At 56.4% G+C, this 13,052-nt stretch carries 12 protein-coding genes and 1 pseudogene; 5 read left to right on the top strand and 8 right to left on the bottom strand.

Features of this window, described 5'->3' with window-relative positions; translation table 11 throughout:
- Positions 1-455: 455 nt before the first annotated feature.
- The 3 genes from AC1DDS_RS21795 (at position 456) to glgX (ending at position 3,447) form a co-directional block, all read left to right on the top strand.
- Positions 456-698 carry a DUF982 domain-containing protein gene (locus AC1DDS_RS21795; protein ID WP_477480755.1) on the top strand — a complete coding sequence of 81 codons (243 nt, stop codon included), beginning with the start codon at positions 456-458 and terminating at the stop codon, positions 696-698.
- A 328-nt stretch (positions 699-1,026) separates the two neighbouring features.
- Entirely contained in the window at positions 1,027-1,158 is a 132-nt protein-coding gene (locus AC1DDS_RS21800) for a DUF982 domain-containing protein (RefSeq protein ID WP_477480769.1), read from the top strand.
- Between the two features lie 216 nt (positions 1,159-1,374).
- Positions 1,375-3,447 (top strand): glycogen debranching protein GlgX, encoded by a 2,073-nt coding sequence (gene glgX / locus AC1DDS_RS21805; RefSeq protein WP_477480756.1) that lies wholly within the window; start codon positions 1,375-1,377, stop codon positions 3,445-3,447.
- A 25-nt stretch (positions 3,448-3,472) separates the two neighbouring features.
- On the opposite strand, the gene AC1DDS_RS21810 is transcribed toward glgX, so the two are convergent.
- Positions 3,473-4,399, bottom strand: coding sequence for an NAD(P)/FAD-dependent oxidoreductase (locus tag AC1DDS_RS21810; protein WP_477480757.1), 927 nt, complete (start codon positions 4,397-4,399; stop codon positions 3,473-3,475).
- A gap of 62 nt (positions 4,400-4,461) precedes the next feature.
- The gene (locus tag AC1DDS_RS21815) at positions 4,462-5,046 is read right to left on the bottom strand and encodes a cysteine hydrolase family protein (protein WP_477480770.1); all 585 of its coding nucleotides are present in this window, start codon (positions 5,044-5,046) and stop codon (positions 4,462-4,464) included.
- A 143-nt stretch (positions 5,047-5,189) separates the two neighbouring features.
- Between AC1DDS_RS21815 and AC1DDS_RS21820 the strand changes: the two genes are divergently transcribed.
- On the top strand, positions 5,190-5,681 hold the full coding sequence (locus tag AC1DDS_RS21820; protein ID WP_477480758.1) for a YciE/YciF ferroxidase family protein: 492 nt from the start codon (positions 5,190-5,192) through the stop codon (positions 5,679-5,681).
- A gap of 413 nt (positions 5,682-6,094) precedes the next feature.
- Here AC1DDS_RS21820 and AC1DDS_RS21825 read toward each other — a convergent pair.
- The 3 genes and pseudogenes from AC1DDS_RS21825 to AC1DDS_RS21835 form a co-directional block, all read right to left on the bottom strand.
- Positions 6,095-6,486, bottom strand: a pseudogene (locus tag AC1DDS_RS21825) (low affinity iron permease family protein).
- Between the two features lie 45 nt (positions 6,487-6,531).
- A complete protein-coding gene (gene treZ, locus AC1DDS_RS21830; protein ID WP_477480759.1) occupies positions 6,532-8,298 on the bottom strand; it encodes a malto-oligosyltrehalose trehalohydrolase in 1,767 nt (588 codons plus the stop codon).
- Between the two features lie 9 nt (positions 8,299-8,307).
- Positions 8,308-9,096, bottom strand: a complete 789-nt coding sequence (locus AC1DDS_RS21835) for an SDR family oxidoreductase (RefSeq protein WP_477480760.1) — start codon at positions 9,094-9,096, stop codon at positions 8,308-8,310.
- 160 nt (positions 9,097-9,256) lie between these two features.
- Between AC1DDS_RS21835 and AC1DDS_RS21840 the strand changes: the two genes are divergently transcribed.
- Entirely contained in the window at positions 9,257-9,787 is a 531-nt protein-coding gene (locus tag AC1DDS_RS21840; RefSeq protein ID WP_477480761.1) for a CBS domain-containing protein, read from the top strand.
- A 755-nt stretch (positions 9,788-10,542) separates the two neighbouring features.
- Here the strand turns inward: AC1DDS_RS21840 and AC1DDS_RS21845 are convergent.
- The 3 genes from AC1DDS_RS21845 to AC1DDS_RS21855 form a co-directional block, all read right to left on the bottom strand.
- A complete protein-coding gene (locus tag AC1DDS_RS21845) occupies positions 10,543-10,815 on the bottom strand; it encodes a hypothetical protein (protein WP_477480762.1) in 273 nt (90 codons plus the stop codon).
- Positions 10,816-11,073: 258 nt separating this feature from the next.
- Complete coding sequence (locus AC1DDS_RS21850; protein WP_477480763.1) at positions 11,074-11,328, bottom strand: DUF982 domain-containing protein; 255 nt, start codon at positions 11,326-11,328, stop codon at positions 11,074-11,076.
- Between the two features lie 961 nt (positions 11,329-12,289).
- Complete coding sequence (locus AC1DDS_RS21855; protein ID WP_477480764.1) at positions 12,290-12,751, bottom strand: Hsp20 family protein; 462 nt, start codon at positions 12,749-12,751, stop codon at positions 12,290-12,292.
- Positions 12,752-13,052 lie beyond the last annotated feature (301 nt).

Here is a 13,052-nt window from a genome sequence, read left to right on the forward strand (position 1 = left end):
TTGGCGCAAAAAGCAGGTACTTTGTTCGATCACTGTTTTGATCCGCTCCTGTCATTGCGACCTCCGCAGGCAGTTCCGCGACCAACTCCGGAGAAACGTTCAAGTTCCATTGAGTGCGTATGGATGACGACCGTTAGAAAAACGTGGTCCTTGATACGTGATAGCAAAGCCGGGCTAGGCGAGCTTCGGGGCAGAAAGCCTTTTAGGTTCCTGCGAACCCGAGCCTCGCTCGTCACTCGCAACAGGATGTAAGGCCAAGGGTCCACAATCGACAATGCCGTGTCCACCGCATGACCTCTCCGTCGAACGGGGTCAGAGGGCGTGACGATTTCCGGCAGCCAATGACAATTCCACCGAGCGGAGGAATGAAAGTGCCAGAATGAAGAGGCGAGTGCTGATCTGCGTCCGGAACAAAGATGCCGTCGCTGAGTTGGCGCTCGGAAGGAGAAAACCGCATGATTAAAGGCCACTGGAGTGAACCGGTCCAAATCGGTTCGGGCATCATCGGGACCAGGACCGTGTGCAGCCCATTCGAGGCGTTGATTTACCTCGAGGACCTATGGCCGAACCGTACGGGAGCCCGTTTTGTTCATGCGAAGATTGCATGCAGGGCAGCGCTCGAAGGACGCGGGGAGGTTGAGGACGCCCGCACAGAGTTCCTTGCAGCTGCCAAGGAAGCCAGGCTCGCACTTTGTTGAGACGCCTGACGGAAACGGGAACCTGGGAAGAACCCGCTTGATAGACATCCGATGGGTAGCGAGGCCGGCACCCCTTGCAAATCAATGGTCGCTCTTGTGTGCCGAAAAAGTGTATTACCCGAAAGTTCCCTGAGATGATGTCAGCCGGGAATTCACGATTCGTTGCGGTCAACAGTGCGATCTTTGATATAGTCAGAAGCCGAGCAGTCGTATGGATCCTAAATTCTGGAATAAGCCTGTAAGCCTTGCGACCCGGAACTCCGGTGAATGGCGACTTGTTGAGAGCACAACTGAAGCTGCGTTGATCTTGTTGAATCAATAGCCAGCGATCAAAGGAAGGCGGCTCAAGAAAGCTAAGCGCATCTGCGTTGACGTCTTAGAAGGAAAGTTGCCTGCAAAGAAAGCGCGGGTCGCTTTCCTCAAGGCGGCAAAGGAGGCTGACCTTCGGGTAAGGGGGTGAAACCCCGTGCGGCTTCGTTGGATGTAATACCGTGTCGTTTGTTGGACACCCCGCAGCAGGCTGAGCAAGAAATTGATCAGGAGGCCGACACTGCGAGCACCTCAAAAAACGTGATCCAGCCGGGTCTAGCCACTCGATCGATGAAGCGGCTGGTGCAGGAACATTTCCCGGCACCCACGTATTTCGGATGGCCACAAAGACCGTGAGGGGCCAACTATGAAGCACCACACACGCCGCATCCTTCCGGGCGATCCCAAGCGTCTCGGCGCGACAGCGGATAAGGACGGAGTCAATTTCGCTCTCTTCAGCGCCCACGCGGAGCGCGTTGAGCTATGCCTTTTTAGCGATGACGGTCGTGATGAGCTTGAGCGCATTACACTTTGCGAATACACGGATGAAATTTGGCACGGCTTTGTGCCGGGGCTAAGGCCGGGTGCACTGTATGGCTACAGAATTCATGGCCCATACGAGCCCGAAAGCGGACACCGGTTCAATCCCAACAAATTACTGGTGGACCCATATGCGCGCGAACTGGTGGGCGAGATCGATTGGGGTCAGGCACAATTCGGCTACAAACTCGATGCTGAGGAGAAGGATGTTTCGTTTGATCAAAGCGACAGCGCGGCCGTTGTGCCGAAAGGCCGCGTCGCTGATCCCTCTGAGTTTGTTCGGAAAAACAGCACCTCGCCGAACATTCCCTGGGAGCAAACGATCTTCTACGAAACACACGTAAAAGGATTTACCCAACTTCACCCATCGGTTCCGGAAAATCTCCGTGGTACCTATGAGGGGTTGGGCCACAAGGATGTTGTCGACTACATCCGTAGCCTTGGTGTCACGTCTGTTGAACTGCTGCCAATTCACTGGTTTCCAGATGACCCACACCTCTTAGCCAAGGGCCTGCGCAATTATTGGGGCTACAACACGCTTGGCTTTTTTGCACCGGCCACCCGCTATTGCGGCCCCGCCGCAGTCACTGGCCTGCGAGACATGATACGCGCCTTTCATGATGCGGGCCTCGAGATCATCCTGGACGTCGTCTATAATCATACAGCCGAGGGTAATGAATTGGGGCCGACCCTTTCATTTAAGGGCATCGACAATTTTTCCTACTATCGAACGATGCCGGACCAACCTCGCTACTACATAAACGACACCGGCACGGGCAATACGGTCAATACCTCTCACCCTCGTGTATTGCAGATGATCATGGACTCGCTCCGCCATTGGGTGGAGGAAATGCACGTGGACGGGTTTCGCTTCGATCTCGGCACAATCCTCGGCCGGGAGCCTCAGGGTTTCGACCAACGTGGCGGCTTCTTTGACGCCATCGGTCAGGATCCAGTCCTATCCAAAGTGAAGCTCATCGGAGAGCCGTGGGATATTGGGCCTGGGGGATATCAGGTTGGTGGGTTTCCGCCTGGATGGGCTGAATGGAATGACAAGTATCGCGATACCGTGCGCGATTTCTGGAAGGACAAAGACGGCACAATGCAGGACTTCGCAGCCCGCGTACTTGGGTCCGGAGACGTGTACGACCAGCGAGGACGAAGACCATGGGCCAGTATAAATTTCATCACAGCGCATGACGGATTTACGCTGAATGACCTTGTGTCCTATGGCGAAAAACACAATGAAGCCAACGGTGAGAACAACCAGGACGGACATGGCGACAACCGCAGTTTCAATCATAGTTTCGAGGGGCCTACCGATGACGAGATGATCAACGAGGCTCGAGACCGTCAGAGGCGTAATTTTCTTGCAACCCTCTTTCTCTCGCATGGCACTCCAATGCTACTGGCCGGGGACGAATTCGGCCGCAGTCAAATGGGCAACAACAACGGCTACTGCCAGGACAATGAACTCAGTTGGGTGCATTGGGCCAACCTCCCCCCGAGTGCCGATGCTCTCCGCACGTTCACCAAGAGACTCGTATCGCTCCGAAAGGAGCACTCCATATTACGACGAGAAAGCTGGCGCGACGGGATGACCGTCACCTGGCTTAATCCCGAAGGTGGAGAACAGTCAGAAGAGCAATGGGTGGCCCAAGGGAGCACCACGATTGGTCTGCGGTTGTGTCGAAAGCCCGTGCTGGACAAAAAGGGGTGGAACGATGTCTTGATACTCTTCAATCCACATGGAGGCGAGGTGTTGTTCAAACTTCCTCAAGCTGAAATAGGCTGGGCGATAAAACTGTCCACTGCCGAGACTGATGTGGACGAACGATTAGCTGATCAGCAATTTCCCCTGCCTCCCCGCAGCTTAACTGTGGCGATTCCTTCCTCCTGAGCCGCCCCGAATAAATCAGCAGAGATCAACGAACCAGGGGAGAGAGTTCACAGATATCGTTGCGGACCGCGGTGGCCGCGACCCCTGCTTGTCCCATAGCGTGGCTGATTTGATCCAGCCCGATTACCACGTCCCCTGCCGCATATAATCCGGCAACGCTGGTTCTCTGGTGAGCGTCCACGACTATGCACCCCTCTTCTGACAATTTTGCACCTGCCGCCGATGCCAATTCAGACCTGGCATCAGAGCCGAGGGCCGGGTAAACAGATCGAAAGGTACGTGTTCCCGCTGGCGTAACCACGTGGACTGCGTCCTCCTCGGGTTCGATAGCAGTCATTGGCCCGAGTACGAGACGTATGCCCAGTGCGCTCAACTGCTCTAGCTCTCGGTCATGCAGTCCATGTGCACTGTCCAGTGATATCAATGTCACGTCCTTGGTGTAGCTTCGCAAAAACACTGCCTCCTTGAAGGCTCTTGTCCCGTTGCCAATAATCCCGACAGCGGCGTCTGTGACTTCGTAGCCATCGCAAACAGGACAGTAACGAAGCAAACCCCGCGCCACCGCGGAATCGTGTCGCCCGACCGACATCGGAGGCTTTCTATTCACGGTACCGGTGGCGACAATAACACGTCTTGCGCGGGCAGCTCCGTTCGCAAACGAGATGACGAATGTGTCGCCTATCTTTCGTAGGGCGGTCGCCCGCCGGTTGGAGATGGTCGCGCCGTATTTTCGGGCCTGCGTCCGCATTCTGGTAAGAAGGTCAACTCCACTTACTCCCTCCGGGAAACCGGGATGATTGCGTGTGAGCGGGATGCTCGCCGCACGACTAGTGTCGTCGTCGAAAACTGTGACACTGAGGTGATAGCGAGCCAGATAGATTGCTGCAGTCAATCCAGCTGGTCCGCCACCTATGATGGCGCAGTCCAACATTTCGTACGAACTTTCGGCCATGAGCTTCTCCTAGGAAGCGGGCGTTCGGCGCGAGGCACGCGGTGGGACTGGAACGGTTGCCCTCAGGGCGAAGCGGAAGAAAGCCATTGTTCGGTTTGCACTACCTGCAATTGAACTGAGAACCGCATTCTCAAGAGCTCTAGGGCGGCATCGTGGGACTCGTCGGTAGTGCTACAAACGGCATCTTTGAGCAGAATTACCATGTATCCGAGATCGATTGCACCCAGGGCCGCCGCCAGCACGCAAACATCGGTTTCGCCGCCAGTGAGGACCAGAGTACCGATCTCATGATGCAGCAAGGCGCTATGCAACCTTCCGTCGACCCAGGGGGAGTACGTCACTTTGTCGAAGACGCGTGCCGGTGGCACAAGCGCCTTGAGGATGGGGACAAGATCCAAGAGTTCCGGATTAACGCGGCTCCTCGTCATCATGGGCCACTTTTCATAGTACGCGCGCCACATCCCCGGCAGTTCGTCAGGTGATGAGGGAGGAATGAAACGGGTGAATACAGTGCGCTCGGGATAGCGAGACGCCACCTCGGCGATTTCGTCAGCCACCTTTGGCATCCAGCCGACCTTCCACGGCGTGTCTTCTGCGAACATGCGCTGCATGTCTATGCAGAGGTGTGACCATCTTCCCGGTTGCATTTCACCAGCCTCCCAGATTGACGCAGTCTCTTTCGATGAAACTACGGCGGCCAATCGGAGTTCCTTTGAATACGTGATGGGGAACAAGAACACTGTCCTCAGTGTTAATTCGGCGCATCATTTTTCGGCAACAGGAGGAAGTCATGCCCAGCCAGAAGACACTGGACGATCTGTTCTTGGACACCCTCAAGGACATATATTTTGCAGAGAAACAGATTTTGAAGGCTCTACCCAAAATGGCACGTGCCGCGCAGTCGGAAGAAGGCAGGGCTGGTTTTCTTCAGCATCGTGACGAGACCCAAGGGCAAGTTGAACGGCTCGAGCAAGTCTTTGAGATGCTGAGCAAGCCCGCCCGCGGCAAGACCTGCGAAGCGATCCAGGGAATATTGGCCGAAGGCGAGGAAATTATTGACGAATTCAAGGGCTCCCCTGCCCTTGACGCCGGGTTGATCTCCTCAGCTCAAGCCGTAGAGCATTATGAAATCGCTCGCTATGGTACTCTGATTGCGTGGGCCAATCAGCTCGGTCTGAAGGATGCCGTACCGCTGCTAAAGCAAAGCCTACAAGAGGAAGAGGCTACTGATAAGAAGCTGACTCAGCTCGCGTTAAAAGCGGCCAACGTCAAAGCCGCTTGAGTGGAGGGCCAACGATTGACGATCGTTGGCCCAGCTACATCTCCAGCAATGGGAACCGCAACATCTGGCGATGGTTATGGCGGCTCGCAGCGCGGGTGCTTGTCGATCCGGGAGGCCGGGTTGCTCTCGAGGAGCGAACGTGATGCTTGCGAAGGGCGTAAATCCCATCGCCGTCCCTTGCGACAAGGACCGAATGGACACCTCTCGCCTTCCCGATCTGACGCGGCTCCGCCCGATCAGCGCGCGGGATTTATCTTCGGATATGCCTCCATGCCCGGCGTAAATTACTTGGCGTAGGCCTACCCGATCTAAACTACGGCTGGAGCTGCAGGTGGTGGCCGTCGCTTTTTCAGGATGCATCGCCCCCTCCGAGTTCAGTACATGCCTACGAACCTAGCTCCGGGGTGGTCTCGTCACGTGCTGCTTTCTATACTGACAGGCTCGACCTTCTCGCCACGCTCCGTTCGCGCTGCCCGATCGGCGAGGGCAAGGCTGAGATCGCGAATTTCCTTCTCATCCCGCCGTTCACACCGACGAAGCAATTCTCCGCAGTCTTGCGTCCAGCTTCGCCTGCAGGGCCTTACCATCGCGGTTCTGCGTGTTTTTAAGGATGAACACCATGAGGAAGGTTATGATGGTAGTTGAAGTGTCTATCACAAGCTGCCAGATCTCAGAATCCGAAAGCGCGCCCTGTGATTGCCCAGACGACCACGCCGGCGAAGGCTAGCATGAAGGTACCGGGCTTGCCGCAGAACTCAGATACGCGGTTGGCAAAGGCAGTGAACATTTGCTGAAGGCCCAACATCGCTGCTTAGCGATGCCATTGCCAGGCAAAGCAGAAGGGGACTTGCTAAGGCGAAAAGACCAGAACGAACCCCAGCCGCCCGAGCCTAGCGGTGCCGTTCTCCCAAGTCTGCACTTCTCGAGCGTGTAAAGGTGTGCCTGACCGCAACGGCAACTCGACGCCGTTTTTGGAGAAATTGGCACGCATTTGCAAAATGCCCGCCCCGACGGACCAATTGACGGCGATCACCCTATCCCGCTCAAATGCGACAGTCCCTGCCCTCACTTCCTTCAGAAGCGGAACTAGCCGTCGGTGCCGGAGTGCGATCAAAGCCTTTATTTCCTGCCAGAACGGGTTTTTGACCAAGGCAACAACAGCAGCAGCCGGAAGTTTGCTCTTGAAAAATGTCGATGGATCACTTGCGTCTGGGATATCGATAACCGACTTGCCTTCCGGGAGTCCACCGAAGTTGTCGGCCTCCCTCACTCTCGCCTCGCCGATCGCTTCCGCCCGTTCGTCATTAGTGTCGACGAAGAAGTGAAAGGGTCGACGTTCACAATAGTCATCGCCCTGAAAGAGAAGCGGTATTTGTGGCGACAATATCAAGATCTCAAGCCAGAGCTTGTAGGCATCATCCCCAACTAGACTCACCAGACGTTCGCCTAATGCTCGATTACCTATCTGGTCATGGTTTTGAAGGTAGTGGATGAACGCACTCGGCGGTAAATCCGGTACCGAAAGCGGTGGCTTCAACAGAGCATGTCCCGACAGCACGTAACCGGTCGCGAGGGCTTTGTTCACCTGCTGCCAAGGTTGTTGGGAAAACGGTTTGTAGTGGCCTCGCGCTTCTCCGGTGGCGGCCACATGCATCGCATGGTGGAAGTCATCGTTCCAATCCGCATCGAAAAGCGGTTCACTGGAGTGATCAATCAGCTCCGCACTATTTGCCGGGTTTTCTATGATCAGGTAGCGTCGTGGCCCGTGAACGTGCCGTCGGATGGCATCGGAAATATCATATAGAATGTGGTTGGTGCTGTCGTCATGCATCTGGTCCACCGCATCGAATCTCAAGCCATCCAGACGAAATTCAGTGAGCCAGTACCTCGCATTCTCGATGAAATAACTGCGAACTGCCGACGCTTCGAAATTCATCGCAGCTCCCCACGGCGTGCTGTCTTTGCGGAAGAACTCGGGTGCATAAGAAAGGAGATGGTTTCCCTCGGGTCCGAAGTGATTGTAGACGACATCAAGGAAAACCATCAGCCCGACTTCGTGTGCCTGATCCACCAAACCTTTGAAGTCATCAGGCGAACCGTAGCTCCTCTGCGGTGCATATTGCAGAACGCCGTCATAGCCCCAGCCCCGATCGCCGGAAAACTGTGCAATAGGCATGATTTCGAGCGCGGTAACTCCAAGCTCGGCTAGTTGGCGAAGGCGTTTGCTTGCCGCACGAAACGTGCCCTCCTGCGTGAAGGTGCCAATATGCACCTCGTAGAAGACGGCTTCCTCCCATGGGCGGCTATTCCAATTGGAGGTCTGCCAGGCATAAGCGTCACGAGCTGGTACCAGAGAGAGGCTATCAATATCGCTTGCCTGCCCCATTGATGCGGGATCTGGAACCACAAGGCCGTCGGCTAGTCGAAAGCCATACGTGTCGCCGGGCTCGGCATCAGCAACACGCCCGTGCCACCCCTTCAATGATTTTGCCATCGGGAGATCCGACCCATTCAAATGCAGTCGGATTGTATCCTGTGACGGAGCCCATAACTGAAAACGAACTTGTCCGTTCGGTTGCCAAGCCGGACCCCAACGCTCTCGGTGGCCTACAATCATATGCTGCCCTCACCGCAATAAACCTTGGCCGCCATCGATCCAGACGGGCGATCCGGTCACATGCCTCGCTCTGTCTGAGGCGAGGAAGACGATCACCTCCGCAACGTCCTCAGGCCTACCCGGCTCGCCCCCGGTGATTGGCACTTGGCCCTCCGGCCAGATAACCGGGATTGCAGTTTCACTCTCGCCTCGCATATCTGTGCTGGCATCAATATTGGTATCGATTTCCCCCGGACAGACAGCGTTGATACGAATGCGATGACGTGCAAGTTCGAGCGCCAACTGCTTGGTCATCGCGACCTGGCCCGCCTTTGTAACGGCGTAGGCAGTTGCACCAGGACTGGTGAATGTTGTTGTGCCGTTGATCGACGCCACGATTATAATGGAACCACCCCGTTCCTTCATGTGCGGCACTGCGAGATGAACCGAAAGGTATGTGCCCCGCAAATTAACCGCTATCGTCGCGTCCCATTCATCGGGCTTGAGATCATCAATCGGAGCCCAGACGCCATTGATGCCAGCATTTGCCACCAGGATGTCGAGTCGTCCGAACTTATCGAGAAGGCGGGAGAAAGCCTCACGCATCTGTTCTTCGTTAGATACGTCGGCTCTCATACTGCACACAGGTGCAGAAATCGTACTGATCCTCGTTGCAGTTTCTTCAAGCTCCTCCAACGTGCGTCCAACAAGACCGACACTTGCCCCATCGCGCGCGAGTGCGACTGCCGAAGCTCGGCCTATTCCGGAGCCTGCTCCTGTAATGATGGCGACTTTCCCTGCCAGCGTACCCGTTCCCATCTGTCCCTCCTTTGAGCCTTCCCGCTAACAGCCGCACTGGCCATAAGGTTCCGGAACACTGCTCGAGCTCGTGTTGTTGGCGCGCCCGCGTGCAACGCAGGCGATCTCAGGAACATCTCGGGAGCTAGAGCGTTGCAGTCTAGTTCCAAGGAGGCGTGTGATGGGTGAAACTCCAGAGGCAGCACTGTCATATTCCGGTGCACAAGTGATTGTACCGGAGAAAGTAGATTTAGCGCTTCCAAGGCAGCCCCTCGATCAGGTTTCAGTGCCCGCGGATATAAATGGAGTCAGTCTCGTCGAGACGGAACTGAAATATGTCAGCGACGTCATGAAAACTAGCTTTGCAACGATTTCTCCAACTGACTCTGCTCAGTCGGCAGCAAGGCTTATGGCCGATCTCGACATTGACTTGTTGCCCGTGGTTGCACCGGGTGTGGGTATAACCATTGGCACAGTGCGCGACAGAGATCTTGTTAAGGCCGAGGCGGCTGTAGGGCGCGCCAACACGGCCCCGATCTTAGATTTCATGAGACCAGTTGAACTCGCTTGCGCACCAACCGATGAACTTCGCTCCGTAGTTGACCAAATGAAACGTACATCACGGCCAAGCATCGTGGTGCTCGACGCTGAGCGTCATGCGGTGGGCATTCTTACGCGGTCCGACGCGGAAGGCGTCTCTCAGGGAGCATAGCGTATGTGTCTTTGAGGACGTGGCCTCAGTGAGGAACTGGACTGCGCACATCGGGCGCCGTCACGACGGCGTCACCAAACGAGGGCAACATTTCTAGAGCGTCGTGGAACCATTAAAACGTCAGCGCCTTTTTTGTTGCCTTCACTCGGTGATACTACCGCTCGCCAGGGTGTGAGATGGCCTAGATGCAGGAAGGGTCGGCCGTTCATGTGCGCCGAATCCCTCGCGTCGGCGATGGACGCACCCTTGGAGGGATTGTTCGCACTCGCGGCCGCAAGGCTCTATTGAGGGGCGGCCTGCTCTTTGACTAAGACGCAGAGGATGCGCTTGCTCAAGCATGCGTCGATTTTCCAACGGCACCGTGAGTATGCGATTGCACTGATCGTTGGCGAGTGGCTGGAGGAGAACGGCTACCTGCCATGTAAGGGCCGGGAAGCCGAGTCAAGACGAAGCTTGAAACACGAGAGATGCGTAGGCGATCGCTCTACTATCCTGATCCTTCAAACACCAACCAGGTATGGGCCGATTTCTTGCGACCATTGCAGCCTTCATCGTGGTGTTCGCAACGGTCTTTTGGGCGCTGGTCGGCTGACGCGAGACCTGCCTGAGGGTGCTCGGAATTCAGTCCGAACGATGTCCGTGGATCAGGCTCAAGTCAGGCCCACCTTGCCTGAGCGCGGGTAAACCAATCGGCCCGCCGTGCCGGCGTCGACTCCTCTCGCGGCGCCGGCACGCCTGCGGGTGAAATTCTCCGGTCAGTCCTCGGTCACAAGACCCAGCAGTCGCTTTGACAAAACCAGAACATCGCTCACCGACTCGCGTGCATTAAGCACGGCGACAAGGGTTTCTGCGGTGACTTCGGCGAGCGCTACTTCATAGACAGCGATGGGATCGAGGCGACTGGGCGCGGCAACGCGCTTGATCTCCCGACGATGATCGAGCGCCTTCTGATAAGCTGCGACCGAGTCATGGCAGTAGCCGAGTGCGTCATCCGATCCCGGCGTAATCTGAAACCCATATATGTGCATGAAGCCTCCAATGTGCGGACGCAAATATGATTGCCTCGTTTAAATCAGCAACCCATAAAAATGGTGATTCAATTAGCTCAGGAAAGCCGCCAGGCGGGCGTTCAGGCTTTTAGTGCGCTCCGCTTGGCTCGGGTGGCCTCCGACGCGCAGCCTGCCACGTTTACGTTACCCTACCGAGCGAACCAGCCGATGAGGACAGGTGACAATCGGCCTATTCAATGCGCTTGATCCGAGCAGCCGCGAATCCAAACACTGCAGCTAGTGCAGTTGAACCAGGACATCTGCCTCCTTTGCAGCGGCGGTGAAAGCGACCCGCATGGCCTCGCCTGCGATTTCTCCCCGAAAGGCGTAAGGTACCAAGGTGACGGCTTGGATAAAAGCCGGCCCCTTACTAACGGGCCAACAGCTCGTCAGAAGCACTGCCGCCTGTAATGTGCTTCGCACCGCGGAGAAGCCGCCCCCGCCCTTAAGGTCGACCGGAACTGTAAAAGCCCACTCACAAGCCGCCGACATGAATGCTACTCCTCATCTCAATGGTGCCAAATGCATTTCACCTCCAATGTGACCCCTTGTTCTCGGGGAACATCTGCGCAGAAGAAGGGCCTCCGTGAGGGAGCAATTCCCCATGAAGGCCCGATGCGCAACCTGCTTGCCCATGCAAGAAAGGCGGAACCACGCCCAGTTTGCACCGACATTCAAGTCATCGCTAAAATACGGTTGCGCTGGAAAGGTTCCGGACCATCATAAATTTTTGGCGCGAACGAAGGAACGACCTGCCAGCGGCAAAACCGCAGGGGTGGGCGATGGCCGGGCGAAGCGGCGCCTAATCTGCCTTGCTTGGGCTCTGACAACCTTGTTCATTGATCCTCTCTCGGAGTGAGGACAGTGCGCTCAGGTAAACCCATCCCCGCGCTGCATTTGCGCGCCGCTTTGTACCGCAAGAGGCTGGTGTGTGTGATCTGGTGCAGGAGACGCTTGTTAAGGCGCTTTCGCACGAACGCCAGTTTGAATACGGCATCAACCTGAGTGGCTGTTCACCATTTTGCGCAACGGTTTCCTCACAAATTATGGTCGGTTAAAGCGAGAGCGGCCGCTGGACCGCGTAGATGCGGCGGAAATGCCGGACTGCGTCGCATCGCCGCAAGAGTGGTAAGGCCTCAAGGATATGTCGCCGGACTACCGCGAGGTAACCACCCTGGTCCTTTGGCCGAAGCATGGGTGGGCGGACGTGCCGCAGCGGCTCAAACAGTTCCAAAGGGGTCAGGAGAGAATCACCCATTGGCGGCGACACGTCCGTGTCATCAATCTACGCCCATTTTCAGCACTTGTCTCGAGCCGGCCACTGCCCGCCGCCGAGCGACCACGGCATGTATGGAAATGGGGAGTGGGTGGGGCCTTTTCTGTGCCCCACCCGGGATTCAGCTCGCCGGGCGCTGGCAAGCAGCTGGCCGGCACAAGATTGCAGCTCGAGCAGCTAGGCTGCCTTTTCGCCTTCGATCTGATTAGCTGCGGGCTTCGCCGCCTCGGATTCGATGGCAACCCGACGCGGCTTCATCTCTTCAGGGATTTCCCGCTTGAGGTTGATAAGCAGAAGGCCGTTTTCGAGCTTTGCGCCCTCAACGATGACATGGTCAGCCAGTTCAAATCTGCGCGCAAACGGCCTTACAGCCAGCCCCTGATGCAGATACTGGGCATCCTCATCCTCTGATTTCGCGCCATGAACCACAAGCATGTTCGCCTCGTGGGTGATCGTCAGCTCTTTCTCAGCAAAACCAGCTACCGCTATGACGATGCGATAGGCATCGTTGCCAAGCTTGACAATGTTATAGGGCGGCCAGCTGTCGGCGTTGAGGCTGGCATTTCCGAGCAAGTCGAACATGCGGTCAAAGCCAATGCTTGACCGGTAGAACTGGGAAAAGTCGGGATTTGTTCTCATAGCTACATCCTCCGTTGAGCAACATAGATACGAGGGACCGCCAAGAAGCCCGGCGCTCCCTGACTGGCCGACCCCATGGGGCGTCGGCACGGACGAGATGGGAATTCAAAGGCGTCCCGTCAAGAGGAACACCGAGGGGTGTTCCCAGCATTTCGGACGAGAGTGGCAAGCCGTTCGGCATGCCGCCAGGTGTCGCGACGGTCGCCGGCATGGCCGCTCGACCGGCCAATTGGTCGCTGGTGGTGGGACCGCGCTGAATCGCGACTCCCGCTGAGTCTATGCCTAGGAACTTGAACTGTCG

The sequence above is a fragment of the Mycoplana sp. 10N416 genome (assembly GCF_056394765.1).

What these genes read in the sequence shown, in the direction of transcription:
- AC1DDS_RS21840 (WP_477480761.1), top strand. Translation starts at nt 9,257, where the DNA reads ATGGGTGAAACTCCAGAGGCAGCACTGTCATATTCCGGTGCACAAGTG.
- AC1DDS_RS21835 (WP_477480760.1), bottom strand. Translation starts at nt 9,096, where the DNA reads ATGGGAACGGGTACGCTGGCAGGGAAAGTCGCCATCATTACAGGAGCA.
- AC1DDS_RS21850 (WP_477480763.1), bottom strand. Translation starts at nt 11,328, where the DNA reads ATGTCGGCGGCTTGTGAGTGGGCTTTTACAGTTCCGGTCGACCTTAAG.
- AC1DDS_RS21815 (WP_477480770.1), bottom strand. Translation starts at nt 5,046, where the DNA reads ATGCAACCGGGAAGATGGTCACACCTCTGCATAGACATGCAGCGCATG.
- AC1DDS_RS21795 (WP_477480755.1), top strand. Translation starts at nt 456, where the DNA reads ATGATTAAAGGCCACTGGAGTGAACCGGTCCAAATCGGTTCGGGCATC.
- glgX (WP_477480756.1), top strand. Translation starts at nt 1,375, where the DNA reads ATGAAGCACCACACACGCCGCATCCTTCCGGGCGATCCCAAGCGTCTC.
- AC1DDS_RS21855 (WP_477480764.1), bottom strand. Translation starts at nt 12,751, where the DNA reads ATGAGAACAAATCCCGACTTTTCCCAGTTCTACCGGTCAAGCATTGGC.
- AC1DDS_RS21810 (WP_477480757.1), bottom strand. Translation starts at nt 4,399, where the DNA reads ATGGCCGAAAGTTCGTACGAAATGTTGGACTGCGCCATCATAGGTGGC.
- AC1DDS_RS21845 (WP_477480762.1), bottom strand. Translation starts at nt 10,815, where the DNA reads ATGCACATATATGGGTTTCAGATTACGCCGGGATCGGATGACGCACTC.
- treZ (WP_477480759.1), bottom strand. Translation starts at nt 8,298, where the DNA reads ATGATTGTAGGCCACCGAGAGCGTTGGGGTCCGGCTTGGCAACCGAAC.
- AC1DDS_RS21820 (WP_477480758.1), top strand. Translation starts at nt 5,190, where the DNA reads ATGCCCAGCCAGAAGACACTGGACGATCTGTTCTTGGACACCCTCAAG.